The 25,691-nt window shown below is 62.3% G+C and carries 24 protein-coding genes and 1 tRNA gene; 13 read left to right on the forward strand and 12 right to left on the reverse strand.

All coding sequences use genetic code 11. From position 1 onward, the window contains the following. Positions 1-15: 15 nt before the first annotated feature. Both rpiA and glmU read right to left on the reverse strand, forming a co-directional pair. The gene (rpiA, locus tag J2X24_RS05850; RefSeq protein WP_209717965.1) at positions 16-708 is read right to left on the reverse strand and encodes a ribose-5-phosphate isomerase RpiA; all 693 of its coding nucleotides are present in this window, start codon (positions 706-708) and stop codon (positions 16-18) included. Further along, the gene (gene glmU / locus J2X24_RS05855; protein WP_209717969.1) at positions 705-2,078 is read right to left on the reverse strand and encodes a bifunctional UDP-N-acetylglucosamine diphosphorylase/glucosamine-1-phosphate N-acetyltransferase GlmU; all 1,374 of its coding nucleotides are present in this window, start codon (positions 2,076-2,078) and stop codon (positions 705-707) included. The genes rpiA and glmU overlap by 4 nt, the downstream gene beginning before the upstream one ends. An 87-nt stretch (positions 2,079-2,165) precedes the next feature. On the opposite strand from glmU, the gene J2X24_RS05860 reads away from it, so the two are divergent. From J2X24_RS05860 to J2X24_RS05870, 3 genes are all read left to right on the forward strand, one after another. Continuing rightward, positions 2,166-2,840, forward strand: coding sequence for an HAD-IA family hydrolase (locus tag J2X24_RS05860; protein WP_209717972.1), 675 nt, complete (start codon positions 2,166-2,168; stop codon positions 2,838-2,840). Positions 2,841-2,898: 58 nt separating this feature from the next. Next, positions 2,899-2,973 (forward strand) — tRNA-Val (locus tag J2X24_RS05865). A 553-nt stretch (positions 2,974-3,526) separates the two neighbouring features. Beyond that, positions 3,527-4,177, forward strand: a complete 651-nt coding sequence (locus tag J2X24_RS05870) for a YoaK family protein (RefSeq protein ID WP_209717975.1) — start codon at positions 3,527-3,529, stop codon at positions 4,175-4,177. 20 nt (positions 4,178-4,197) lie between these two features. Here J2X24_RS05870 and J2X24_RS05875 read toward each other — a convergent pair whose 3' ends face one another. Together J2X24_RS05875 and J2X24_RS05880 are read right to left on the reverse strand one after the other, a co-directional pair. After that, complete coding sequence (locus J2X24_RS05875; RefSeq protein WP_209717977.1) at positions 4,198-4,626, reverse strand: DUF6766 family protein; 429 nt, start codon at positions 4,624-4,626, stop codon at positions 4,198-4,200. A gap of 57 nt (positions 4,627-4,683) precedes the next feature. After that, entirely contained in the window at positions 4,684-6,513 is a 1,830-nt protein-coding gene (locus tag J2X24_RS05880; protein ID WP_209717980.1) for a monovalent cation:proton antiporter-2 (CPA2) family protein, read from the reverse strand. Between the two features lie 80 nt (positions 6,514-6,593). Between J2X24_RS05880 and J2X24_RS05885 the strand changes: the two genes are divergently transcribed. The 6 genes from J2X24_RS05885 (at position 6,594) to J2X24_RS05910 (ending at position 11,935) form a co-directional block, all read left to right on the forward strand. Next, positions 6,594-7,454, forward strand: coding sequence for a glycoside hydrolase family 16 protein (locus J2X24_RS05885; RefSeq protein ID WP_209717982.1), 861 nt, complete (start codon positions 6,594-6,596; stop codon positions 7,452-7,454). Between the two features lie 27 nt (positions 7,455-7,481). Next, entirely contained in the window at positions 7,482-8,312 is an 831-nt protein-coding gene (gene hutG / locus J2X24_RS05890) for an N-formylglutamate deformylase (RefSeq protein WP_245344457.1), read from the forward strand. 15 nt (positions 8,313-8,327) lie between these two features. Then, positions 8,328-9,263: a bifunctional 5,10-methylenetetrahydrofolate dehydrogenase/5,10-methenyltetrahydrofolate cyclohydrolase gene (locus J2X24_RS05895; RefSeq protein WP_209717985.1), complete on the forward strand. Its 936-nt coding sequence runs from the start codon at positions 8,328-8,330 to the stop codon at positions 9,261-9,263. A gap of 1 nt (position 9,264) precedes the next feature. Beyond that, complete coding sequence (locus J2X24_RS05900; RefSeq protein ID WP_209717988.1) at positions 9,265-10,488, forward strand: NAD(P)/FAD-dependent oxidoreductase; 1,224 nt, start codon at positions 9,265-9,267, stop codon at positions 10,486-10,488. An 80-nt stretch (positions 10,489-10,568) separates the two neighbouring features. Continuing rightward, a complete protein-coding gene (locus J2X24_RS05905) occupies positions 10,569-11,297 on the forward strand; it encodes a CoA transferase subunit A (RefSeq protein ID WP_245344458.1) in 729 nt (242 codons plus the stop codon). Continuing rightward, positions 11,294-11,935: a 3-oxoacid CoA-transferase subunit B gene (locus J2X24_RS05910; protein WP_281064929.1), complete on the forward strand. Its 642-nt coding sequence runs from the start codon at positions 11,294-11,296 to the stop codon at positions 11,933-11,935. Before J2X24_RS05905 ends, J2X24_RS05910 begins: the two co-directional genes overlap by 4 nt. Before the next feature lie 6 nt (positions 11,936-11,941). Here the strand turns inward: J2X24_RS05910 and J2X24_RS05915 are convergent, their stop codons facing one another. The 5 genes from J2X24_RS05915 to J2X24_RS05935 form a co-directional block, all read right to left on the reverse strand. After that, entirely contained in the window at positions 11,942-12,610 is a 669-nt protein-coding gene (locus J2X24_RS05915) for an ABC-type transport auxiliary lipoprotein family protein (protein WP_209717994.1), read from the reverse strand. Next, positions 12,607-13,542: an MlaD family protein gene (locus J2X24_RS05920; protein WP_209717997.1), complete on the reverse strand. Its 936-nt coding sequence runs from the start codon at positions 13,540-13,542 to the stop codon at positions 12,607-12,609. Before J2X24_RS05920 ends, J2X24_RS05915 begins: the two co-directional genes overlap by 4 nt. 13 nt (positions 13,543-13,555) lie before the next feature. After that, on the reverse strand, positions 13,556-14,368 hold the full coding sequence (locus J2X24_RS05925) for an ABC transporter ATP-binding protein (RefSeq protein WP_209718000.1): 813 nt from the start codon (positions 14,366-14,368) through the stop codon (positions 13,556-13,558). A gap of 13 nt (positions 14,369-14,381) precedes the next feature. Further along, positions 14,382-15,518 (reverse strand): MlaE family ABC transporter permease, encoded by a 1,137-nt coding sequence (locus J2X24_RS05930; RefSeq protein WP_209718003.1) that lies wholly within the window; start codon positions 15,516-15,518, stop codon positions 14,382-14,384. 171 nt (positions 15,519-15,689) lie between these two features. Continuing rightward, the gene (locus J2X24_RS05935) at positions 15,690-15,938 is read right to left on the reverse strand and encodes a DUF3253 domain-containing protein (protein WP_209718006.1); all 249 of its coding nucleotides are present in this window, start codon (positions 15,936-15,938) and stop codon (positions 15,690-15,692) included. A 27-nt stretch (positions 15,939-15,965) separates the two neighbouring features. Between J2X24_RS05935 and J2X24_RS05940 the strand changes: the two genes are divergently transcribed. Continuing rightward, a complete protein-coding gene (locus J2X24_RS05940; RefSeq protein ID WP_209718010.1) occupies positions 15,966-16,421 on the forward strand; it encodes a PaaI family thioesterase in 456 nt (151 codons plus the stop codon). 13 nt (positions 16,422-16,434) lie between these two features. On the opposite strand, the gene J2X24_RS05945 is transcribed toward J2X24_RS05940, so the two are convergent. Together J2X24_RS05945 and J2X24_RS05950 are read right to left on the reverse strand one after the other, a co-directional pair. Next, positions 16,435-17,721, reverse strand: coding sequence for a NupC/NupG family nucleoside CNT transporter (locus tag J2X24_RS05945; protein WP_209718013.1), 1,287 nt, complete (start codon positions 17,719-17,721; stop codon positions 16,435-16,437). An 87-nt stretch (positions 17,722-17,808) separates the two neighbouring features. Continuing rightward, the gene (locus tag J2X24_RS05950; RefSeq protein WP_209718016.1) at positions 17,809-19,902 is read right to left on the reverse strand and encodes a PAS domain-containing hybrid sensor histidine kinase/response regulator; all 2,094 of its coding nucleotides are present in this window, start codon (positions 19,900-19,902) and stop codon (positions 17,809-17,811) included. Positions 19,903-20,107: 205 nt separating this feature from the next. Between J2X24_RS05950 and J2X24_RS05955 the strand changes: the two genes are divergently transcribed. Both J2X24_RS05955 and J2X24_RS05960 read left to right on the forward strand, forming a co-directional pair. Further along, positions 20,108-20,800, forward strand: coding sequence for a response regulator (locus J2X24_RS05955; RefSeq protein ID WP_209718019.1), 693 nt, complete (start codon positions 20,108-20,110; stop codon positions 20,798-20,800). Positions 20,801-20,836: 36 nt separating this feature from the next. Then, positions 20,837-22,192 carry an ATP-binding protein gene (locus J2X24_RS05960; protein ID WP_209718343.1) on the forward strand — a complete coding sequence of 452 codons (1,356 nt, stop codon included), beginning with the start codon at positions 20,837-20,839 and terminating at the stop codon, positions 22,190-22,192. Positions 22,193-22,243: 51 nt separating this feature from the next. Here the strand turns inward: J2X24_RS05960 and J2X24_RS05965 are convergent, their stop codons facing one another. Continuing rightward, positions 22,244-24,487, reverse strand: a complete 2,244-nt coding sequence (locus J2X24_RS05965) for a TonB-dependent receptor plug domain-containing protein (protein WP_209718022.1) — start codon at positions 24,485-24,487, stop codon at positions 22,244-22,246. 132 nt (positions 24,488-24,619) lie between these two features. On the opposite strand from J2X24_RS05965, the gene J2X24_RS05970 reads away from it, so the two are divergent. Beyond that, positions 24,620-25,660, forward strand: coding sequence for a phytase (locus J2X24_RS05970; protein WP_310002542.1), 1,041 nt, complete (start codon positions 24,620-24,622; stop codon positions 25,658-25,660). The last annotated feature ends 31 nt before the right edge of the window (positions 25,661-25,691 follow it).

The following is a 25,691-nucleotide window of genomic DNA, read 5'->3' on the forward strand; positions in this document are numbered from 1 at the left end:
CGGCGCATGATCCTCTTACGGATATATGGTCTTCACGCCGTTTTCGGTACCCAGGAGCGCGACTTCGGCCAGGTCGAGGAAGAAGCCGTGGTCGACGACGCCAGTCAGCGACTTCAGGGCGTTGGCCAGGGCCGCCGGCTCCTCGACCCGCCCGCAAGCAATATCGAAGATCAGGTTGCCGCCATCGGTCAGGAAGGGCTTGCCGTCCCGCTTGCGCATTACCGGCATCATGGCGATGTCGAATTCCTGCAAGACGTCGCCGATCCGGTTGACCGTGCCCTTGTAGGCAAACGGCTCGACCTCGACCGGCAGCGGAAACTTGCCAAGCGTCGCGACATGCTTACCGGCGTCGGCGATGACCACGCAAGTCTTAGCCTGTTCCCAGATCAGCTTTTCGCGCAGCAAGGCACCGCCGCCGCCCTTGATCAGCGCAAGGCCCTCACCGATCTCGTCCGCGCCGTCGACGCAGACATCAAGCGTGCCGACATCGTTGATATCGAGGATGGTCAGGCCCAGGCTCTGCGCCAGTTGCGTCGTCTGCACCGAGGTCGAGACCAGGGTCAGTTTCTTCCCGGCCTTCACTTCACGGGCAATCGCCTTGACGAAATAGGCGGCCGTCGAGCCTGTGCCGAGACCGACTTTCATGCCGTCCTTGACATACTGGAGGGCCGCTTCGCCCACCGCTTCTTTTTGTTCGTCTGCCGTCATGTCTTGCTCGCTGCCTTTTCGGCGGATTTTGTGTCACGGAAGGCCTTCGCCCAGCCCGGCTTGTCGGTCTGTTGCGCGCGGCCGAAAGCCAGAGCGTCGGCCGGCACGTCGCGCGTGATGACCGAGCCCGAGGCCGTCATCGCGCCATCGCCAACTGTCACCGGCGCGACCAACGCGGAGTTCGAACCTATAAAGGCGCGCTCACCGATTACGGTCTTGTATTTGAAATAGCCGTCGTAATTACAGAAGATGGTGCCTGCGCCGATGTTGCTGCCGGCGCCGACACTGCCATCGCCAAGGTATGACAGGTGATTGGCCTTGGCGCCCTCACCGATCGTGACGTTTTTGACTTCGACGAAGTTGCCGATATGAGCGTCCTTGCCAATGTCCGCACCCGGCCGCAAGCGGGCATAGGGACCGATCAAAGCGCCCGGCCCCACCTTCGCGCCTTCGAGATGCGAAAAGGCCCGTATAACCGCGCCCGAAGCCACCGAAACACCTTCGGCGAACACGACGTTGGGTTCGATCGTCACACCCGGCTCGATCTGGGTGTCATAGCTGAAGAAGACGGTTTCCGGCGCCGGCATATGCACGCCGTTTTCCATGAAGGCCTTGCGCGCGCTGTCCTGCCAGACGCGCTCGATGACGGCCAGTTCCGCCTGGCTGTTGGCGCCCAGCACCTCGGTTTCCATCGCCATGGTGACGCGCGGTTGCAGATTACGCGCCCGCGCCAGCCCGACGATATCGGTCAGGTAATATTCGTGCTTGGAGTTCTCGTTCTTCACTTCGGACAGCAGCGAGAACAACAATTCACGGTCGCAGGCCAGGACACCCGAGTTGCAAGCCTTGATGGCGAACTGCTCTTTTGAGGCCTCGCGCGCTTCGACGATCTCGTTCAACCGGTCGCCGTCCAGCACTAGCCGGCCATAGGCGCCGGGGTCCTCGGCGACGAAACCCAGCACCGCCAGGTCGGCGGCGGCGGCCAGCACCAAGACCGGCTCCAGAACCTTCGCCGCCATCAGCGGACTGTCGCCATAGGTGACGATGACCGTGCCGTCGAAATCCTTCAGCGCCGCGCGCGCGCAGTTGACGGCGTGGCCGGTGCCCTGGGGCGGATCCTGAACGACGATGTTTTCTGCGCCGACACGCTTTTCGGCCGTGGCGCGGACGGACGGCGAATGGTTGCCGACCACGACGATCACGCGCTCGCAACCGACGTCGAATGCCGCATCGATCGCCCGGTCGAGCATGGTGCGGCCGCCAATCCGGTGCAGCACCTTTGGCAGCGGCGACTTCATCCGCGTCCCCTGCCCCGCGGCCAGGATGACGGCGGCGCGGCGAGCGTGGGAACCGGCGGTATTTTCAGCCATATCAGCGACTCTTCAATTGCGGATTGCGCCGATTTAGCCCAAAGCGAAGGCGATTTCGACGGCAAACTGTTCAGGCTCAGGAAAATTATGGATCTCAACGGCTATATCATCGCATTCGACCTCGACGGCACGCTCGTTGACACAGCGCCTGACATCATTGGCGCGCTGAACCTGGTCCTGCGCGAAGAAGAGATCAAACCCTACCATCTCGATGAAGCCCGCCCGCTGATCGGCCGTGGCGCGCTGGAACTTCTGCGGCGTGGCTTTGCACTGGCCGGCCATCCGCTAACGCCCGAACAGGAACAGCCGCTGCTCGACCGCCTGCTCAAGCACTACGAAACCCATATCGACGCCTTCTCAAGGCCGTTTGACGGTGTTGTCGATGCGCTCGACACCCTGTCGGCGGCCGGCGCCAAGCTGGCCGTCTGCACCAACAAGCATACCTATCTGTCGGTCGAGCTTCTGAAGCGTTTAGGCCTGCACGACCGCTTCGGTTCGATCCGCGGCGCCGACAGCGTGCCCAACAAGAAGCCTGACGCCGGACACCTGCAGGCCTGCGTCGATGATATCGGCGGCGACATCACAAAGACCATCCTCGTCGGCGATTCCGAGACCGACTTCATGACTTCGCGCAACGCTGGCGTCCCATCCATCCTCGTCAGCTTCGGCTATAGCGAGCGCCCGATCCAGGAACTGGACTGCGATGTCCTGATCGATCATTACGACGCGCTGATCGAGGCCATAAAGACGGTGATAAAATAGTCATCCGCCTCTTGCGCACATCGTTGAGGCGGGCTAATACCGCGCCTCCCCATGGTTCGGACGCGTAGCTCAGCGGGAGAGCATTCGCTTCACACGCGAAGGGTCACAGGTTCAATCCCTGTCGCGTCCACCATTTTTCTTCGAAAAATGAATTTGTTTTTGGCGCTCAGGGCCAAAGGCCCTTGGCGGCGCGCAGCCTGCGCTCCCGCTTGGTTGCTAGAGCGATATGCCAAAAAGTGTGCAGCGGTTTTTGGCTAAATATCGCGATAAAACAAAAACCTAGAGCATGATGGTGGTTCGACCTAAACGCATCATGGTCTAGTCGCTGCGCTCCAGCCTTTCGCTCGCGGTTGGCTCGCCTCGCTCGAACCTCCGCGGGGCGCAAAGGTGCGCGGCGCCCGTGACGCAGCAGGGCATCCGTCAAATCCGTCCGATATGATGATCGCCGGAATTGCCGCAGTTGCGCGCGCCAGGCTTGCAACACGCAAAACCAAGGATTTTGAAGTCCTGCCCTTGACCTTGCACGATCCGTGGCAGGCGAACTGACATTCAACACCGATCAGGGCGCACATCGTGGTTAGGCGCACGTGCCATACCGTTGCGCAAACGCCAGGTCCTATGCAAATCATGCGGGACTCGCTGTGAATCCACCCATGGCGCCATATCAAGGAAGATCCGCGCCTTCGATGCACGCCCATGACCGGACATCTCAGGGAATAGCCGTTGGGCTCGCACTGCTCGCGGGCTATATCGACGCGCTGGGATTCTTAAGCCTTGGCGGCTACTTCGTATCCTTCATGAGCGGCAATTCCACGCGGTCCGCGGTCGACCTGATCCACGGAGCCTCATGGAAGGTCGCGCTGATTCCGCTGGGGATTATCGCCCTGTTTGTGCTTGGTGTCATGCTGGGTCGCGCCATTCGCCATTACATCACGCGCACGCCTTCGACTTCGGTCCTTGTCTTCATGTCGGCGGCCCTATGCGCCGCAACACTCGCCCATGAGGCCGGTGCTGGCGTCCTCGCGGTGTCGCTCATGGCCATCGCCATGGGCGCGGCCAACAATATCTTTGTGCGCGAAGGCGAGGTCACCATCGGCGTGACCTACATGACAGGCGCGCTGGTCAAGCTGGGGCAACGGCTCGCGGGCTACCTGCTCGGCGAAAAGGACAGGGCATGGCAACCTTATTTCTTTCTCTGGGCTGGACTTGTGGCCGGCGCCTGTCTCGGCGCCGCCGCTTTCACCGCTTTGAACCTGCGCAGCCTCTGGGGCGGCGCCCTGCTATGTCTGGTTCTGACCCTGACATTCTGGCGGCGGGAGCGTAGCGCGACGCAATAGCGATACCTCCCGCAACCGCCTCAAGACCCTTCCTTGATATCCCGTTCAACCGGGTCGTAGGGCGGAACGCGGTGCGGGTCGGCATGGCCGGCATAGCGGTAATGGCTTTCGTCGATCCGCTTGATCAGGTCCTTACCCTTGTCGCCGCCGACCAGTTCCAGCAGCGCGTCCAGCTTGGCCTCGGTGCGGTCGTCATTCTCCTTCGACGACGGCGAGCCGACATAGAGGAAATAGGCCAGCCCCACGACCTGCCAGATCAGTTGCAGGAATTCCGACTGCCAGTTTTCAAAGGTATCCCGCCCCATCTCGATCAGATAGGCCATCACCTCCGGTGCTTCGGCGTGGCTCTTGGCCTCATCGAGATAGGCGAACCAGCCGAATACCCAGTGCCCGACCATCGACACGAGGAAAAAGATAAGGGTAATCCAACCATAGGCGTAACGACGCATTTTGACATCTCCGGAAGCGCCCCTTGTCGCAGGCCTAAACTTCCGGCGTGTCAGAATTCAATTCGAAGCTTCCTGCGCCTCGCCATCCTGCTTGTCTTCGCGCAGGATACGCTCCAGTTCCTCCCGGCTCAGCTTGGCGAAATTGATCAGTTCCGGTTCGCTTTCAAAGAACTCGAACGACGTTTTCAGCGTCTGGATATCGTGCGCCAGGAACTTGGCCGCCTTGCGCTCGACCTCGGCGGCGTCCCGGCCCAACGCCACCATGGCCTCGCGCGCCAGGGCCAGCGAGGCATCTAGCATCTCACGGTGGTAGGCGTCTACACCCGCCTTGTGCAGGTCGTAGGCGTGACGCCGATTGCGCGCGCGGGCAAAAACCAGCAGCCTCGGATAGTGCTCCTTGGCCTGGCGGACGATGTCGACTGCGGCGTCGGCATCGTCCACCGCCACGATCAGCATCCGCGCCTCCCTGATCCCCGCGCTATGCAACAGGTCCATGCGCGTGGCGTCGCCGAAATAGGCCTTGAAGCCAAACCGGCCGACGGTTTCGACCTGGTCCGGGTTCTTTTCCAGGACGGTCACGGCCACCCCTTGCGACAGCAGGAAACGGCCGACGACCTGGCCGAAGCGGCCAAAGCCCGCGATGATCACCGGGTTGGTTTCGTCGATGACGTCGAAAGCGCGCTCGGGCAGTTGGCTGACGAAGCGCGGCATGACAAAGCGGCTGAACAGCGCGACCAGGATCGGAGTAAAGCCGATCGACAGCGCCACCAGCAGGATCAGGAACTTCTGCGCCTCGGCATCGATGATGTTCAGCCCGCCGATCAGTTGCAGCAGGACGAAGGCGAACTCGCCGCCCTGCGCCAGGCCGATCGCCAGGCCAATGCCTTGCGCGCCGGTCACGCCGAACCGGCTGCCGAGGACGTAGAGAATCAGCCCCTTGACGGTCATCAGCCCGATCACCGCGCCCAACATGGCAAGTGGGTGGCGCATCAGCACGCTGAAATCCATGCCCATGCCGACCGAGATGAAGAACAGGCCCAGCAACAAACCCTTGAAGGGTTCGATGTCGGTCTCGATGGTGCGGCGGTACTGCGAACTGGCCAGGACCACGCCGGCGATGAAGGCGCCGAGCGCCGGCGACATGCCGATCAGCTCCATCAGGATGGTCACACCGATGACGATGGCCAGCGAAATGGCAGTGAAGACTTCGCGCAGGTTGGCCTTGGCGATGGCCAGGAAGACATAGCGCGACAGGTAGCGCCCGGCCAGGATCACCCCGGCGATAACCGCCACCACCGCCAGCGGCTGCAGCCAGACCGGCCAGTGGGCGATCAGGCTGTGGCTCTCGGCGGGGACGGCGCCGCCGGTGCCGACGGCCAGCAAGGGGATGATGATCAGGATCGGGATGACCGCAATGTCCTGGAACAGCAGAACCGAAAACGAGGTTTCGCCGACCAGGGTATGGGTGAGATTCTTCTCGTTGAGCATCTGCATGACCAGTGCGGTCGACGACAGCGACAAGGCCATGCCGATGGCAAGCGACGCCTGCCAGGTCTGCCCCATCATGAAGCCGGCCGCCATCAAGGCCGCCGAGGTCAGGGTCACCTGCAAGCCACCCAATCCAATGATCGATTTTCTCAGGCGCCACAGGACGGCGGGTTCCAGCTCCATGCCGATCAGGAACATCATCATGATGACGCCGATTTCGGCGAAGTGCATGATCCCTTCGGCATCGACGCCGATGACCGTGCGCGCCAAAGGGGCTATGGCGATACCGGCGATCAGGTAGCCCAGCACCGAGCCTAAGCGGAAGCGCTGGGCCAGGGGCACGATCAGGCATCCCGCCATCAGGAAGACGAAGGTGATGGTGAGAAGCTTGATATCCATTTCGCCTCGTTTCGGATGACGCCGCTTGGCAAGCCGGTGTCCGCGCCTTATGATTCGCCAATCTAAGCAGGGTGGCGGACATGACAAGGCATTGGATCATCGCGGGCGCAGGAATTTTGACGGCCTGTGCCGGCGGCGCGGTTTGGTTCGCCCAGACTGAAGCCACGCCTGCGCCCACGACACCGCCGTCGGCCACACCCGGCAACGACTATCAACTGGTCTGGTCGGATGAGTTCGACAAAGGCATCCTGCCCGATCCGAGCAAGTGGGACTACGACACCGACCGCAACAAAGCCGGCTGGTGGAACAAGGAAGCGCAGTACTATGGCTTTGCCCGTCCCGAAAACAGCCGCATCGAGGACGGCAAGCTAATCATCGAAGCGCGCCGCGAAGACCTGTCGAGTTTTGCCGACTTCGGCGGCCAAAAGTACTCGTCGGCAAGGCTTATCACACGTGGCCGGGCCGAATGGACCTACGGCTTCTTCGATATTCGCGCCAAACTGCCGTGCGGACGCGGTCACTGGCCGGCCATCTGGATGCTGGGCACAGGCCAGTGGCCAGATACCGGCGAAATCGACATTATGGAATCCGTGGGATTCAAGCCAACGACGATTTACGGCACCGCGCATTCGCGGCACTCAGTCGACACACAATCGCCCAAGGGCGGCGAGATCGAAATCAAGACGCTATGCAGCGCGTTTCATAACTATCAGCTCGACTGGCGGCCCGAAAGCCTGACCTGGCTGGTCGACGGCAAGCCCTTCTATCGCCTGGACAAACCCAAGGATGCGGACTGGAAGACCTGGCCCTATGACGGGCCTGAATATCTGTTACTCAATGTCGCGATCGGCGGTGCCTGGGGCGGTCAACAGGGCATCGACGACTCTGCCTTCCCTGCCCGCATGGAAATCGATTATGTCCGCGTCTGGCAAAAGCAGTGATTGACAGACAGTCGCGCAATCGTCTCAATGGCAACCATGCAGGCCCACCGTCAGATCACGGATGAAATCGCCCTGTTCGACTTTGTCGAAGGGTTGGGACCGCTTGTCGTGTCAGCGCCGCATGTCGGCACCCATATCCCCCCATACTTGACCGGCCAGTTCAATGCGACGGGCCTGGGCGTTCATGAGACCGACTACCACGTCCACCGCCTGTTCGATTTCGCGCGCGACCTTGGCGCTTCGACCCTGTTCGCCACCCATTCGCGCTACGTCATCGATCTCAACCGCGCGCCAGATAATGCCAGCCTCTATCCCGGCAAGTTCGAAACCGATCTCTGCCCGTTGAGCGATTTCGACCGCCGCCCGATCTACGCCCACACCACGCCCGATGCCGGCGAGGTTATCCGACGACGCGACGTCTACTGGCGGCCCTATCACGACCAACTGAGGGCCACGCTCGACGCCGCCGTCGCCCGCCACGGCTACGCGCTTTTGATCGACGCCCATTCGATCCGGCCATCCATCCCCGACCTGTTCGAAGGCCGCTTGCCCGACCTCAACTTCGGCCTGAACGACGGCCGTTCCGCCTCGCCTGCCGTGGCCGAAATCATCCGCCTATGGGGCGACGCCGAAGGCCGTTACAGTCACGTCATTGATGGCCGCTTCAAGGGCGGCTACACCACCCGCCACTACGGCCAGCCCGCACAAGGCATCCACGCCGTCCAGATCGAAATTGTTCAGGACACCTACTTGAACATGGCGGCGCCTCACCTGTATGACGCCGACATCGCAGCGCCTCTCAGTCACACGCTCCGGCCTCTGGTCGAAGCCCTGCTCGAAGCCCTGCCCCGTCTCTGACTTCAAGGAGGACAGATGTCCGCCCTTTCCAACCTTATCCACAATCGCGGCCATATCATTGACGGCGCCGGTTATGCGGCCTCTTTGCGCGAACGTCTGGCCACCCACGTCGCCACGCTCAAGGGCCAGCACCCGACGCCGCCCTGCCTGGTCGTCGTCATTGTCGGCGAAGATCCGGCCAGTCAACTCTACGTCAAGAACAAGGGCGAACAGACCAAGGCGATCGGCATGGAATCGCGCACCATTCGCCTGCCCGACAGCACGTCCGAATCGGAACTGCTCACGCTGATTGCCGAACTGAACCACGATCCCGTGGTCAACGGCATCCTGGTCCAGTTGCCCCTGCCTAAGCATATGTCATCTCTGAAGGTCATCGACGCCATCGATCCGATGAAGGATGTCGACGGCTTCCACATTTCCAATGCCGGCAAGCTGGCCGTCGGCCTCGACGGCATCGTGCCGTGCACGCCCCTGGGTTCGCTGATGCTGCTGAAGGATGCCGCGGCAAAGTACGGAGATACCTTGGCCGGCAAGAACGCCGTCATCGTCGGCCGCTCGAACATCGTCGGCAAGCCGATGGCGCAGTTGTTGCTGGCCCAGGACTGCACGGTCACCATCGCCCATTCGAAGACGAACAACCTCGCCGAGGTCTGCCGCTCCGCCGATATCCTGGTGGCCGCCGTCGGCCGCGCGCAGTTTGTTCAGGGCGATTGGATCAAGGACGGCGCCTATGTGATCGACGTCGGTATCAACCGCATCACAGTCGATACCCCGGAAGGCCCCAAATCGAAGGTCGTCGGCGACGTCGATTTCGACGCCGCCAAGGGCCGCGCGCTGGCCATCACTCCGGTGCCGAAAGGTGTCGGCCCGATGACCATCGCCTGCCTGCTCAACAATACGCTGAAGGCTTTCTGCCTGCAGAATCACCTGCCGGTGCCGGAAGGCGTCTGACATGGCCGGAGTGGTCATCATCGGCGCCGGCCATGCCGGCGGGGCGGCGGCAGGTTTTCTGCGCCAGTACGGTTTCGAAGGCGACATTACGCTCATCGGCGAAGAGCCCTACCTGCCATATCAGCGCCCGCCCCTGTCCAAGGCTTGGCTGAAGGGCGAGGCGTCTCTGGAAGACCTCTATCTGCGCGGCGAAAATTTTTATGCCGATCAGCGCGTTACAGCACGTTTAAACACACGTTGCTACGCTATCGATCGCGCCGCAAAGATCGTCACCGTCGCATCCGGCGACCACATTGCCTATGACCACCTGATCATTGCCGCCGGATCCAAGGCGCGTCCTTTCCCGGCCAAGGGCGTCGAACACGTCCCGCACCACCTGCTACGGACGCTTGACGACGCCGAACGGCTGAAATCGGTCCTGGCGCCCGGCCATCGCATCGGCCTGATCGGCGCCGGTTATGTCGGTCTCGAAGTCGCCGCTTCCGCGCGCTACCTCGGTTGCGAGGTCACGGTCTTCGAGCGCGAATCCCGCATCCTGGCGCGGGTGGCGTCCGAAACGTTGTCCAGCTTCTTTACATCGACCCATACCGCCCACGGCGTCAACCTGGTCACCGGCGCCCATGTCAGCGAACTGAGCCTTGGCGATGGCGACAAGAAGATCGTCCATCTGGCCGATGGTTCACGGCACGCCTTTGATCTGCTGCTGGTCGGCATCGGCGCCTTACCGGCTGACGACCTGGCGGTTGCTGCCGGGCTTGAGACCGGCAACGGCATCATCGTTGACGAACAGGCGCGCACCTCTGATCCGACCATCTTCGCCATCGGCGACGTGACCTCACGCACCCTGCCCTTCTATGACGGCCGGTTCCGGCTCGAAAGCGTGCCCAACGCGCTGGAACAGGCCAAGCAGGCGGCCGCTGCCATTACCGGCTTCAAGCCGCCTGTGGTCGAAACGCCATGGTTCTGGTCGGATCAATACGATCACAAGCTCCAGATCGCCGGCCTGGGTGTACCGGGCACGACGCCAGTCCTTCGTGGCAATCCTGCCTCCGGCACCTTCAGCGTCTTCCATATCGATGGCGACGGCCGCCTGCGCTCAGCCGAATGCGTTACGCGACCTGCCGATTTCATGGCGGCCAAGCTGCTGATTTCAAAAGGGAAGACCGGCCTAGATATCGCTATCCTGGCCGATCCGGACGCGCCGCTCAAACCCCTTCTGCAATAACCGCTGCAACGCAGCAATTATCGCGTGACAGGGGTATCGGTTTCGGCTTAGGTGCCTCAAATCGTGCATTGGAGATTGATATGCCCGACACCGATTTCAAACCCATTTCCAAGGTATGGCCCGACGTCAGGACCGCGCTCGAAGGCCTGACGTTTGATGGCATGACCGTCATGTCCGGCGGCTTCGGCCTGTGCGGCATCCCCGAAAACCTGATCGCGGCATTGCGCGACTCGGGCGTCACCGGCCTGACGGTCATTTCCAACAATGCCGGCGTCGACGGCTTCGGCCTGGGCCAGCTTCTGACCACGCGCCAGATCAAGAAGATGATCAGTTCCTATGTCGGCGAGAACAAGGAGTTCGAGCGGCAATTCCTGGCCGGCGAGTTGGAGCTGGAGTTCAATCCGCAAGGCACCTTGGCTGAACGTATCCGCGCCGGCGGCGCTGGCATTCCCGGCTTCTATACCGCGACCGGCGTCGGCACGGTCGTCGCCGAAGGCAAGGACATCAAGCGCTTTGGTGACCGCGATTATGTACTGGAAACCGGCCTTGTCGCGGACCTCTCCATCGTCAAAGCCTGGAAGGGCGACGCGCGCGGCAACCTGATCTTCCGCAAGACGGCGCGCAACTTCAATCCGATGATGGCCACGGCCGGCAAGGTCTGCGTCGCCGAGGTCGAGGAGATCGTGCCTGTCGGCTCGCTCGATCCCGACCATATCCACACGCCCGGCATCTATATCGACCGCATCGTCCAGGGCACATTTGAGAAACGTATCGAGCAGCGGACTGTCCGCCAGAAGGAGACCATCTGATGTGGACCCGCGATGATCTTGCCCTTCGCGCTTCGAAAGAACTGAAGGACGGCTTCTACGTCAATCTCGGCATCGGTATCCCGACCCTGGTCGCCAACCACATCCCCGAAGGCATGACGGTTACCTTCCAGTCGGAAAACGGCATGCTGGGCATGGGCCCCTTCCCGTACGACGACGAAGTCGACCCCGACTTGATCAATGCCGGCAAGCAGACGGTTACGGCGCTGCCCGAGACGGCTTTCTTCTCGTCGTCGGACAGCTTCGCGATGATCCGCGGCGGCCATATCGACCTGACTATCCTCGGCGCCATGGAAGTGGCCGAAAACGGCGACATCGCCAACTGGATGATCCCGGGCAAGCTGGTCAAGGGCATGGGCGGCGCCATGGACCTGGTGGCCGGCGTCAAGCGCGTCGTCGTCGTCATGGAACACGCCAACAAGCACGGCGAATCGAAAGTGCTCAAGGCCTGCACCCTGCCGCTGACCGGCACGCGCGTGGTCAACCTGATCATCTCGACTTTAGGTGTGTTCGAGGTCAAGCCGGACGGCTCCGGCCTGGTCCTCACCGAACTGGCGCCCGGCGTGACGCTCGATGAAGTAGCGGCCCTCACAGAGGCCGCTTACGAGGTCAAGCTTTAAGCCAGCTTACCTGGCTGGAACCTGAACCTTGTTGTCCGGCACCGGGTTGGCGGCGACGGTTTCCTGCGTGAAACCGATCAGCGCCGCCACCACCTGCGACGTCGCTTCATCGTAGGACTCCGCCATCAGCGACATGTCGCTGCGGCGCACGGCGACGTCGGCCGTCACATAGCGCTGTCCGACGACGGCGCGATCGGCCAGACGCGTCAGGCGTGCGTCGAGCGCCACCGACACGGTCGGCCGGCCACGGCCATAGGCGCTCTCGAAGCGATGCACGGTCAGATCGAGGCGGTATTGCGCCGCCGACGGCCCGCGCGGATCGAGCCTGACCGTCGTCGCCGAGCGTGAAAACCCTTCCTTGACTGCGTCTTGGAACAGCTGACGCACCGGCGCCGCCCAGCGCGAACCACCGACATAGGCGACTTCGTTGCCTTCGGTCGTCAGGATGCGGTCGCCCTGCGATTCCTGCGGAAAGTCGATGCCGCCCAGATTGACCGGCACCAGCACGCCATTGGCAGGCGCCGGCGCCAGGGTCACCTTCTCGATCTTTTCGGCATCATAGCCGAAGCGATAGAGCTGGACCGGCTTGGTCTTGGGCAGGACGTTGACGCACCCCGTCAGCATCAGCACGGCGGCGGTCGCCACAGCGACCTTGATAAACGGCGCGCGCATCATTGGCTGACCTTTCGTTCCTTGGCTTCGGGTTTGACCAGCAGCCCCTTGGGGTCGCTGTTGACGTTATCGACCAGTTGCTTCAGCGAATCCGACGCTTCGTTGAGGTTACGCAGCGTCTCCTGGATTTCCGGCAAGGTCGTGGTTTGGATGGTATCGAGCGGCTGCTGCGCTGACGCCGTCGCCTTGCTGAAGTTCTCGGACGCCACGGCGAAGTTGTCTACCGCGACATCGATCTTGCGCAGGGTCTGCGGCATATCGGTGCCCACCACCGTATTGGTTGAATTGGCCAGGCGCTCAACGGCATCGGCCGCCTGGCCGGCGCTGACAATCGCTTCGTGGGCGTCATCCATGATCTGCTCGCGGTCCTTAAGGTCCGCCGTCAGGTTTTCGAGGTTTTCGAGGCTGCGCGAGAAGGTCTGGATATTGCGGTCCGACAGCAGCCGGTTGACGCGGTTCAGGCTTTCATAGGTGTTTTCGATGACCGAGCCCGAGCCCGACAGAAGCTTCGACAGGGCGTTTTCTTCGGAGTGGATGACCGGCGGCGGTCCGTCCGGATTGGGCTTGAGCAAGGGCGCACGCGCCGACCCCGGCGAAATCTGCATGTAGAACAGGCCGGTAATGCCCTGCGGCTCCAGGGTCGCGACCGAGTCGGTACGCACCGGCGTGCCGGCGTCCAGCCGCACTTCGGCGATGACCTGGTGGGTATTGGCCTGGCCCAGGCGCAGATCGGTGACCTCCCCGACCTTGATGCCGTTGAAGTGGACTTCGGCGCCCTTGGTCAGGCCGTCGACCTTGGTGTTGAATTCGACATTGTAGACGCCGTAATTGCGGTTGAAGTCGAACTTGATGAACCAGAAGGTAAACACTACCAGGGCGACGAACAGGACGAAGGTCACCAGTCCCACCACGGCGTAATGCGCTTGACGTTCCATAGTGCGTTTCTCCTTAGCCGAGCCGCGACGCGTCGGAATCCTTGATCCGCCCACGCGGACCATGGAAATAGTCGTGGATCCACGGGTGATCCGATTTTTCCAGCACCTCGATACTGTCCTTGGCGACGACCTTGCGGTCGGCCAGGACCGCGACTTCGTCGCAGATAGTATAGAGGCTGTCGAGATCGTGCGTAATCATGAAAACCGTCAGGTTGAGGCTCGCGGCCAGTTCCTTGATGAGGGTGTCGAAGGCGGCAGCGCCTATGGGATCGAGGCCGGCGGTCGGCTCATCGAGAAACAGAAGTTCGGCGTCAAGCGCCAATGCACGCGCCAGGGCCGTGCGCTTGATCATGCCGCCGGACAGTTCCGACGGCATCTTGTCGGCGGCATCCATCGGCAGGCCGGCCAGCCGCATCTTGAGCAGCGCGATCTCGCGCGCATCCTTGCGGTTCAGGCGCGTATATTCGAGGATCGGCGCCATGACGTTTTCGGCGACGGTCAGCGCGGTGAACAGCGCGCCGCTCTGGAACAATACGCCGGTCTTCGACTGAATCTGGCGGCGCAGCGCTTCATTGGCCGAGGCCAGCTTGTGGCCGAACAGGCAAATCTCACCGCCCGACGGCCGGTGCAGGCCCAGGATCGAGCGCAGCAGCACGGTCTTGCCGGAGCCCGAGCCGCCGACAATGCCCAGGATTTCGCCGCGATTGACGGTCAGGTCCAGCTTCTCGTGGATGACCTTGTCGCCGAAGCGGTTGATCAGCCCGGTCACGACGATCGGATCGGCCTCGGCCGCGCCTTTCAGTTCAGGCAGTTCCTTCACTTTCATTCGATCCCCCCCATCAGAAGTTCAGGTCCTGGAACAGGAGGGCGAACATGGCGTTCAGCATGAAGATGATGAAGATCGACTGGACGACGGCGGTCGTCACCTGGCGGCCCAGCGAAATGACGTCTTCCTTGACGACCAGGCCCCGGCGGCAACCGACGATGGCGATGACCGCGGCGAAGAAGGGTACCTTCACCATGCCGATAAAGAAATTGACGAAGGGCACATAGTCATAGGCGCGTTCGACGAAGAATTCCGGGCTGTAGTGCAGCACGCCCCAGACCACCAGGGCGCCACCGAGAAGACCGAAGAGCGAACCGATAAAGCTGACCAGCGGCATCATTATGACCATGGCCAGGACGCGCGGCAGCACCAGGGCCTCGTAAGGATCGATGCTCATGACCTCCATGGCGTCGATTTCCTGGTTCATCTTCATGGCGCCGATTTCGGCCGCGAATGCTGACGCGCTGCGGCCCGACAGCAGCACGGCGGCGATGAGGGGCGCGAATTCACGCAAGACCGCGATGCCGGTGAGTTCGACGGCAAAGACCGAGACGCCGAACTGGCGCAACTGCACGATGCCGAGATAGGCGATGACCGCGCCGACGAACAGGTTGGTCAAACAGACGATCGGGATCGATTCGAGGCCGGCGCGCTGCATCAGGCTGAACAGCGCCGCCCAGCGGATGCGCGACGGACGCATGATCGAGCGCAGGGTCAGGCTGATCAGGTGGCCGATGAATACCGCCTGGGCGATGAATTCGCGCCAGAAGGTGATGACCATGCGGCCAAGCCAGGTCAGGATCGGGAAAAGCGTGGGCTTTGAAACTTCGGGCTTTGGGGCCGGAACGTCATCGCTCTTGGCTTCCGGTGCACGCACCAGCTCAAAGAGGCCAGCGAACTTTTCCTGTCCGGCAAAGGGCTCGCCGTCGATCTTGCCGTCCAGCGCCGCGTGCAGAAGATAGGCGCCGGCAGTATCGAGGCTTTCCAGTTCGTCGGCGACAATGCGGACGCGGTCATGGCCCTTGACCGAGGCGCGCAGGCGGTCCGCCATGCCCTGCAGCCGGGAAATCACCCACTGCCCCTTCAGGCTGAGCGTAGCCGCGCCGGCATCCTCAGACCTCGCGTCTAAGGTATAGTCAGCCTTGGACATCAGCGGCGGCGATCATGGTTAAAAAGGAGCCTCACGTCGGGTACGGCATCCTTTATACATGATGGAGATTGATAAATTCGCAAGATCGCCCTGGTGTGTTTACGACGTATCCGTATGCATCTGACGTTTAGCATATAAAAAAGCTGTGGGATTCGCCACGCGCGGGAAGGTTTAGCCGTCGACGGCCAGTCGCAGCCGGTAAATCCCCTTCAGGCCATCCGGCGATACGGGCTTGCCCTTGCGCACGAACTCGAGGCGTCCCTGACGCGCCAGGCCGACCGCGACCGCCTTCACCTTCGGCAGTTCGCGCTGCCAGTTTTCGGCGTCCAGCGCCTTCGCCACCTGGTTCGGGCTTATGGACTCGCCCTCTCGCACCTGCGATAAGAGGTCCAGCAGAGTCTCCTCGATCTGAGACGACATGATTTTTTCCTTCCGGAGTAACAGCTTATGGCCAGCGAACGCGATCTTCACACCGTCACCGAAGGGGAGTTCGCCGGCTGGTCCGTGGCCGAGATCAATGAGAACTTCAACGCTCTCGTCGGCCCCTACTACTACCAGAGCGACGAGACGGGAAAGGTCAAAGTGGCCTTCAAGGCCGAAAAGCGTCACCTGAACGGCGGCGGAACCGTGCACGGCGGCTGTCTGCTAACCCTGGCCGACACGTCGCTGTTCATCTTCGCCCTGCCGCATCTCGAAGGCGGCGGCGCGGTGACGGTGCAGCTTGATTCGCAGTTTCAGGTGCCGGGACGGCTCGACGACATCATCATCGCCACGGGCGAAATCACCCGCGCGGGCAAAACGCTGGTCTTCGGGCGTGGCGAACTGCACGCCAATGGCAAGCTTCTGATGAGCTTTACCGGCATCCTGGCGCGCAAGTCGCCACAGGGCAGCCGCGACGGCTAAAGGCTTAAAAGGGTCAAACGCCGTAGATCGCGTTCGGCAGGGCGCCGACGATCGCTGCTGACAGGCAAGTCGCCAGGAAGCCGGCCACCAGCGCCTTCCAGATCAGCTCCAGCAGTTCCGGGCGACGGTCGGGCATCATGGCGCCGTAGCCGGCGACCGTAATCCCCACCGAACCGATATTAGCGAAGCCGCACACGGCGTATGTCATAAGGATACGCGTGCGTTCCGACATGCCGTCGGCCGGAATGGCCGCCAGCTTGAGGAAGGCGACGAACTCGGTCAGCACCATCTTGACGCCCAGTATCCAGCCGGCGGTCTGGGCTTCCTTCCAAGGCACGCCCATCAGCCAGGCCAGCGGCGAGAACAGCACGCCCAGCACGCGATCGACCGTCACCGGCTGACCGTCCCACAACGGCAGGCCGGCCAGCATCAGGTTGACCAGGGCGACCAGGGCGACCATGACAATCAGGATGGCGGCGATGCTCATGGCGACGGTCATGCCGTCGGCCGTGCCCTTGGAAATGGCGTCGATGGCGCTGTCGTACTTCAGCGAGCTGCCGTAATCGACCTTTTCGTGCTCATGGCCTTCGCGTTCCGGCACGATGATCCGCGCCAGAAGGACCGCTGCCGGCGCCGAGACTATCGAGGCCGCCAGGATATGGCCTGCGGCATTGGGCAGGACGCCCGACAGGATCTGGACGTAGGCAACCATGGTCGAGCCCGAGACATTGGCCATGCCGACAACGACGAGAATGAACAGTTCCGAACGTGTCAGCTTGTCGAGATAGGCGCGGATGATGATCAGGCTTTCGACGTTGCCGACGAAGATGCCCGACGCGACGCCCAGCGCCGACGCGCCGCCCAGGCCGATCGTCTTCTCGAAGATGACGCCGAAGAAACGGATGATCGCCTTCAATACGCCGATGTGCCACAAAAGCGCCGACAGCGCACCGATGACGATGATCAGCGGCAGGACACGCAGGGCAAAGACGAACAGGGCGCCCTGGTTGACGACCGCATAGGGCTGGTCGCCGCCGCCCATATAGCCGAAGACGAACTGCACGCCCTGCATGGTCGCGTCCGACAGGGCCTGCATGCCTGCGCCGACGCTGTCGAGCACGGCGTGCGACTGCGGCAAGGCGAACAGAAGGACGATCAGCGCGACCTGGACCAGTATGGCGCCGACGGCCAGCTTGACCGGAAATCGCTTCTTGTTTTCGGAAAGCAGCCAGCACGCGGCCAGCATGACGACGATGCCCAGGAGGCTCTGCAGGTTTTCCGGGCCGTAGGTAAATGGCATGAACTAGTCCCCAGTACGCCGATACGCGCGCACGACGGCACTTTCGATAACAGGCGTAAGATTGCAAGCAATTTCTGCACGGCGGCGTTATGCCGGCTGTCTGGCGCTCGAGCCGCGAACGCGCTGGATGACGTCCGACAATTTTGCTTCCAGCATGGCCGGCGCGAACGGCTTGGGGATATAGTCGTCCATACCGGCATCAAGACAGCGTTCGCGGTCGCCCGCCAGGGCGTGGGCCGTCATGCCGATAATGGCGATCCGGCTTGCCGCACCGGCCATGGCCCGCACCCGGCGCGTGGCTTCCAGGCCGTCCATACCGGGCATCTGGACATCCATCAGGACAACGGCATAATCCTGCCGCTCCGCCAGCCGCTCAAGCGCCTCGATGCCGGTTCCGGCGACATCGCAATCATAGCCCAGGGCTTCGAGAAGGCTTGTGGCGACCAGCACATTGGCCGGCCGGTCCTCGACCAGCAGTACGCAGTGCCGTGTGGCCGCCGCATCGATCAAGGCCTTGCGCGGGGCTTCGGGCGTCGCGGCATCGCACTTTTCCAGGGTCAGCCTGACGGTGAAGATCGATCCCTCCCCCTCCCGGCTTTCGACCGTCAGTTCGCCGCCCATCAGTTCCGTCAGGCTGCGCGAAATCGCCAGACCCAACCCCGTGCCGCCGTATTTGCGGCTGATCGAGGAATCGGCCTGGCTGAACTTGTCGAAAATGGTGTTTAGCTTGGCCTGCGGGATGCCGATGCCGGTGTCGGCGACCGCCAGGGTCACCGTATCGCGTCCGTCGCCGGCCCGCGCGTCACTGACGATGATGCGCACCCCGCCGCTTTCGGTGAACTTGACCGCGTTGCTGCACAGGTTGACCAAGATCTGCTTCAGCTTGCCCGGGTCACCGAGGAAAGGCCTGTGGTCGGTCAGGCCGCCTTCGACCGCGAAGGACAGGTCCTTGTCCTTGCAGGCCCCTTCCATCATCCGCACCACATCCTGAACCAGCGGGCACAGGGTAAAGGGAATGGTTTCCAGCGTGACCGCACCGGCCTCCAGCCGCGAGACATCCAGCAGGTCGTTGATCAGTTCGAGCAGTGACTCGGCGCTCTTACCCAGAGTGTCGATAAATTCGCGCTGGCGCGCGGTTAAGGGCTCGCTGTGCGCCAGGAGGTGCGACAGACCGATGACAGCGTTCATCGGCGTGCGGATTTCGTGGCTCATATTGGCGAGGAACTCGCTCTTGGCGCGGTTCGCCGCTTCGGCCTGGTCACGCGCGGCGATCAGGTCGCGCGTCTGCTCGATGATCAGTTCCTGGAGATTGTCGCGATGCCGGCGCAGTTCTTCCTTGGCGGCGCGCGTGGCGGCTTCTCCCGCGGCGAGCTCGCGCGTCCGTTCCGCGACCTTGACCTCCAGAGTCTCGTTCAGCATCCGCAACTGCGTCTCCGCCGCCTTGCGGTCGGTGATATCGACCGCCGCCCCGTAGATCAGCTTGCCTTCCGGATCCGGCCGCGCGCGCCAGGTCAGCCAGCGATAGCTGCCGTCCTTGTGGCGATAGCGGTTTTCGAAATTGATCAGTTCCCCTCCCCCCAGAACATGGGGGCCGGTGGCGCGCGTCCGCTCGACATCGTCGGGATGGACCAGTTCGGACAGGGGGATCTTCAGTATCTCATCGGCGGTCCAGCCCAGGATGCGCTCGCACGCCGGATTGACGCTCGACACATAGCCATCAACCTTGAAGGTCATGAGGATATCGGTCGCGACGTCGAAAAAGCGCGACCGCTCGGCCTCGGCCTGCTTGCGGTCTTCGATGTCCATGCAGGCGCCGGTAAAGCCGATAAAGACGCCGCCGGCATCGAAGCGCGGTCCGCCCCGATCGAGAATCCAGCGGTAGTCGCCCGAATGGTGGCGCAGGCGATACTCGATCTGTGAGGGCTGCCGCGCCGACAGGTTGCGGTGATAGGTCTCGACGCAATGCTGGCGGTCGTCGGGATGGACGCTATCGACCCAGCCGTCGCCCAGCTCCTGTTCGAGCGTGCGGCCGGTAAAATCCAGCCACTGCCGGTTGAACCAGATGCAGGCGCCGGACGCATCCGCGACCCATACCAGCGCCGGCAGGGAATTGGCCAGCGTTTCGAACAGGCCCGTATCCTGCGCCGACTTGATCTCGCTGAATACCCGCTCCCTGGTCATGCGGCTTTATAACGCGCAATGGACGAAAATGGAAAGCGGTATGCCCCTGGCAATCGTCCCGCCACGCGTGAAATCCGGTATTCGCTGAAAAACCATGACTTTGCCGGACGTATTAAGTGTGACAATCGGGATCAGTGGCCTTACAGTGTCCAAAAATGCACCGAATCCGTCCATTCGGGCCAACACTACCATGCCGCGAGCAGACATGACGACTCTGAACGACGCCACCGTCCGCCACCTTCTCGTCGTCGACGATGACGACCGCATCCGCACCCTGCTCAAGGAGTTCCTGTCGCGGCACGGCTTCCGCGTCACGGCGGCCGCCCACGCCGATGCGGCCAAGCGCATGCTGCAACTGCTCGACTTCGACCTTCTCATCCTCGACGTCATGATGCCGGGCGAAGACGGTTTCTCGCTATCGAAATGGGTGCGCGCCAACTCGACCGTGCCCATTCTCATCCTGACGGCGCGCGGCGACTCCACCGACCGCATCACGGGCCTCAGCCTCGGTGCCGACGATTATCTTGCCAAGCCGTTCGAGCCGCAGGAGTTGCTGCTGCGCATCGAAGCCATTCTCAGGCGCACCGGCGTCAAGTCTGCCCTGCCCAAGTCGGTCGCCATGGGCCCTTTCATCTTTGATCTCGAACGCGCCGAACTGAGCAAGAGCGGCAGCCCGATCCGGCTCACCGAGGCCGAATCGCAGTTGCTGAAATACCTGGCCGAACGCGCCAATGTGCCCGTCGACCGCATGGACCTTGCCAAGGACAGCGTCGACACCACCGGCCGCGCCGTCGATGTCCAGGTCACGCGCCTGCGCCGCAAGATTGAGCAGGACCCCAAGAACCCGCGCTACCTGCAGACCGTACGTGGCAAGGGCTATATGCTGGCGCCCGACTGATCCATGGCAGCGCCGGAAACCAGCCGCGCCAGGCCGATGAAACTGCCCCGTTTCCGCTTCTGGTCGCGTTTCCTGAAGCGCAACTTCCCGCGCACCCTGATGGCGCGCGTCCTGCTGATCATTGTCCTGCCGATCATCGTCATGCAGGTGCTGATCACCTGGATGTTCTTCGACATGCACTGGGAGGCCGTCACCGCCAAGCTGTCCGAAGCCATGGCCGGCGACGTCGCCTGGGCCGTCAGCGCCTATGAGGAAAACCCGACCTCCGCCAATCTCGAGCACATCCAGAAACAGGCGCGCATCCCCATGCAGCTGTCGATCGTGCTGCAGAAGAACGCCACCCTGCCCGACAGCCAGCGCCAGTCGATCTTCGTGCCGCTCGACCGCGCCATAGACCGGGCCCTGCGCAGCCGCATCGATAACCCCTACTGGTTCGACACGACGCGTTACCCCGGCCACCTCGACATCCGCGTCAAGGTCAAGGGCGGTACGCTGCGCATCATCACGCCCAAGGACCGGGCATTCGCCACGACAGGCTATATCTTCATCTTCTGGATGGTCGGCGCGACCTTCGTCCTGACCACCGTCGCCACCCTCTTCATCCGGAACCAGGTCCGCGCCATCGAACGCCTGGCCGAAGCCGCGGAAAAGTTCGGCCGCGGCGAGGACGATCCGGCCTTCAAGCCCTATGGCGCCACCGAGGTCCGCTCCGCCGCCAACGCCTTCCTGGAGATGAAGGAGCGCATCCAGCGCCAGATCGAGCAGCGCACCACCCTGCTGGCTTCGGTCAGCCATGACCTGCGCACGCCGCTGACCCGCCTCAAGCTGGAACTGGCCATGACCGAGCAGGACGCCGCCGCCCAGCGCATGAAGCAGGACGTGTCGGAAATGGCCTATATGATCGACGAATACCTGGCCTTCGCACGTGGTGAGATCAACGAAGATACCGACACTGTTACCGTGCGCGAGCTGGTCGAAGGCATCCGCGACAGCACGCGCCGCGCCGGCCACGCGCTCGACATCGACCTTCCGGTCGAAGACATATCTGTCCGCATCCGCACCCTGTCGATCCAGCGCGCCCTGACCAACCTGGTCATGAATGGTTTCCACTACGGCAAGCACGTCCGGCTGATGGCCGAACTGACCACGGCAAAGGACAGCCGCACCCTGGCCCTGCATGTCGATGACGACGGCCCCGGCATCGCCCCCGAAAAGCGCGAGGACGCCTTCAAGCCGTTTTCCCGCCTCGACGACTCGCGCAACCAGAATATCCAGGGCGTGGGCCTGGGCCTCGCCATCGCCCGCGACATCGTGCGCGGGCATGGCGGCGACCTGACGCTCGATACCGCGCCCATGGGCGGTCTGCGGGCGACCATCACCCTGCCGGCATAAAAAACGCCCGCTTCGCGGGGAAGCGGGCGCAAGGCTTGAGTTGTTATAAGATCAGAAGGTCGCGCGCAGGGTGACCTGGTACAGCACGCCCGACTTTTCAGTTTCGACTTCGTATTCGTCGAGATCGTTGTTGACCCGGTTTTCCAGGATTTCGTCGATCGAATCGCCGTCGAACTTGCGGAAGGTCTCATCCTTGGACGCATTCAGGATGTTATGCGCCGACAGGCGGACGACCCAGCGCTTGCCCAGGCGCTTTTCGAAGAAGGCTTCCAGGCTCGGCTCGTACTCCACCGTTGAGTCTTCGTCGAAGGCGTAGGCATAGCCGATGTCGCGGTCGTACAGGCTGGCGCCGAAACTGGAGTCGATCGAACGCAGGGTCTGGATGAAGCCGACATTGTAGACATAGCTCGGCTGGTTGTCGAAACGATGCTTGACGCCGGTGAACGGGTCGGTGATCTCGCTGTCCATCCAGGTATAGTTGAAGAACACGCCCGTATCCGGCATGCCCCAGCGGGTCAGCGGCGAGGAGAAGTCGAACTCGACGCCCCAGGTCTTGCCCTTGCCGATGTTGCGCGGCTGGTACAGGCGGAAGAGGTCGCCGTCATCCTCGACATCCTCGCCCGTGTTCACCAGCGAAACGACGTCCTCGATATCGCGGTAGAACAGGTTGACGCCGAAGATGCCCTGCTGCCCCAGACGGCGTTCATAGCCCGCGTCGATACCGAAGGCCTTCTCGTTCTTCAATGCCGGATTGCCGGCCAGCGCATCCTCGTCGGTCGGCTCCTCGGTCACTTCGTAAGGCGCCAGGAAGTCGAAATCCGGGCGGCGGATCGTGCGGGCGAAGGACAGGCGGAACTGGTCGCTTTGCGTGGCGCGGTAGGTGAAGTGCAGCGAGGGCGCCAGTACGTTCTCGTCATAGCTTTCCGTACCACCGTCGCTGGTCACCTCACGGTCGGTCATTTCATAGCGCAGGCCCGTGTCGATGGTCAGCTTGTCCGTCGGATAGAAGGTCATGCGGACGTAGGGCGCCGTGCGCTTTTCGGAAATGGCGTAAACAGCGCCCTCGGCCGGATCGGGTTCGTCCAGCTCGCCATCCTCGATGTCCCACTCGACCTCGGCGCCGTCACGATCCTTTTGCAGCAGGTCGGCGCCGAACTTCAGACGCCAGCCGTCGGTCTTGACGACGTAGGCCGCGCCGAACGACGTTTCCGTGTCCTCGATATCGGTCTTGGTATATTCGTCGAATTCCTGCTCGGTCAGGTCTTCTTCTTCGGTCACCCAGACGCTGGCCGCCGAGTCTTCCGTGAACCGGTTCCAGCCGGCGTCCAGCTGCAGCTTGCCCGGACCGACTTCGAACTCACCGTCGGCCTTCAGGGTGTAGGTCTTCTGCTTGATGCGTTCAGCCTGGATTTCGGCTTCTTCGAACGCTGTGCCGCCATCCTCATAGGTCAGCGAGGTTTCGTCCTCGTCACGGTCGGTGTCGACGGCAAAACCGCCGAAGCGGACGAAGCCGCCGCCGAAGCGGTGCGTCAGCTCGCCGTTCAGCGAAATGTCGGTGCCGTCGCGCGTGTCGTCCTGATACTCGATATTGTCAAGCTCGCCGCCCTCGGCGTCATAGCGCCACGACACCTTTTCCTTGGGGTTGCGGCGGCCCTGGTAATTGGCGCCGACCCACCAGCTGGTGGCGCTGTCACCGCCGGCATAGGCAAAAGCCCCCGACGGACGGACTTCGCCGTCTTCGTTGATCAGGCCGCCGATCTTGGCCAGGCCGCCCTTCAGCATCGCGCCGTCCTTGAGGATGACGTTCAGCGAGCCGGCCATGCCGTCCGACGGCTGGTCGGCCGACGGGCTGCGGATGATTTCGATGCGATCGACCAGTTCCGCCGGGATGCGATCGACGAAGAAGGAACGATCCTTGCCGCCGCCAGGCGCGGCGCGGCCGTTGATCAGGACCTTGGTATAGCCGGCCGGCAGGCCGCGCATCGACACGCCGTCATATTCCAGCATGTCCGAGGTAAAGGTCACGCCCGGCACGCGCTTCAGCATTTCGCCGACCGAAACGGGCTCGAAACGCTGGAAATAGTCCTGCTTGTAAACCAGTGTGGGATTGTCCGTCGCCGCGCGGTCACGGAAGCGGATGCGGCCGGTGACGATAACCTCTGTCGTCGTCTCCTTGGCGGCCAGCTCAGTGCCCGTCGTCTGGGGGGCATCCTGGGCAAAGGCCGGAACGGCACAAGTTACCGCAATCAGCGGCAGGACGGCGACGCTCGCCGCCAGCGATTTCGACAATTTCATTTAGTTCCCCTTTTTTGAAGAAAGATTGTAGAAGTCCCGGCGGAACTTGGTAAAGAAGCTCAGATGTGCTGTTAGGCGAGGAATGTGATGGAATTGCAAAAAGTATTTAAAGCTTTTATGACAGTGACAATTGTGGCTTTATTGCCAGCCTGTCAGACTATACATTCGGAGCTGATTTCAGACTCGAAACTAGTCGCCAACGGAACCGGTACACCGGTCCAGGCCAGTGCCGAGACCGCCGCCGTCGGCAGCAAGAATCTCGACAGCGCCGACGATCCCGAAGTGTGGGTCAATCCGGCCAATTCCGCCGACGCCCTGATCATCGCAACCGACAAGAAGGCCGGCCTCTATCTCTATGATATCGACGGCTCGGTCGCCGACTTCGTCGCCCATGGCCCGCTCAACAATGTTGACCTGCGCAATACTGCTGACGGCGCACTTGTCGCCGCCTCGGACCGCGTCAGGAACGGTGTCGCCCTGTTTCGCCTGACACCCGCGCGCAAGCTCGAAACCCTGGCCTTTTTGCCATTGGCGACATCCGAGGCCTATGGCTTCTGCATGGGCGTGGTCAAAGGCGCGACCGTCGTCGCGGTCATCGGCATCAATGGCGACGTCGCCATCGCCAGGCTCAACACCGCCGGCGGGTATTCCCTGTCGGACGAAAAGCGCTTCGCCGTCGGCTCGCAATCCGAAGGCTGCGTCATCGACGACCAGACCGGCCGGCTTTATGTCGGTGAAGAGGCCAAGGGCGTCTGGCAATACGATCTGAACGACTGGAACGCCGTCGGTGCCAATCGCGTCCAACTGGCTGCCGCCCCCTCGGATATGCTCAAGGCCGATGTCGAAGGCCTGACCATCCTGCGCGAAGGCACGAAGTCCTATCTGATCGCCTCGTCCCAGGGCGACAGCGCCTTTGCCGTCTGGCGAATCGATGGCGCCGCCCCCGTCGCGTCCGGCCGTTTCTCCGTCTATCCCGGCAACGGCATCGACGCGGTCACCGGCACCGACGGCGTGGCGGCGCTCGGCGGTCCGGTCGGACCTTATCCGAACGGCGTCGTGGTCATGCAGGACGATTCGGACACTGACGGTGAAGCGCCGACCTCGGCGCGCGTGAAGCAGAACTTCAAGATCGTCGATTGGAATAACGTCAAGCAGGCCCTTAAGTTGGATTAAGGGCCTCGGGCGAGGCGAGCGCATTCCGAAA

This window comes from Asticcacaulis solisilvae (genome assembly GCF_017875235.1).
GTDB classification, from domain to species: Bacteria; Pseudomonadota; Alphaproteobacteria; order Caulobacterales; family Caulobacteraceae; genus Asticcacaulis; species Asticcacaulis solisilvae_A.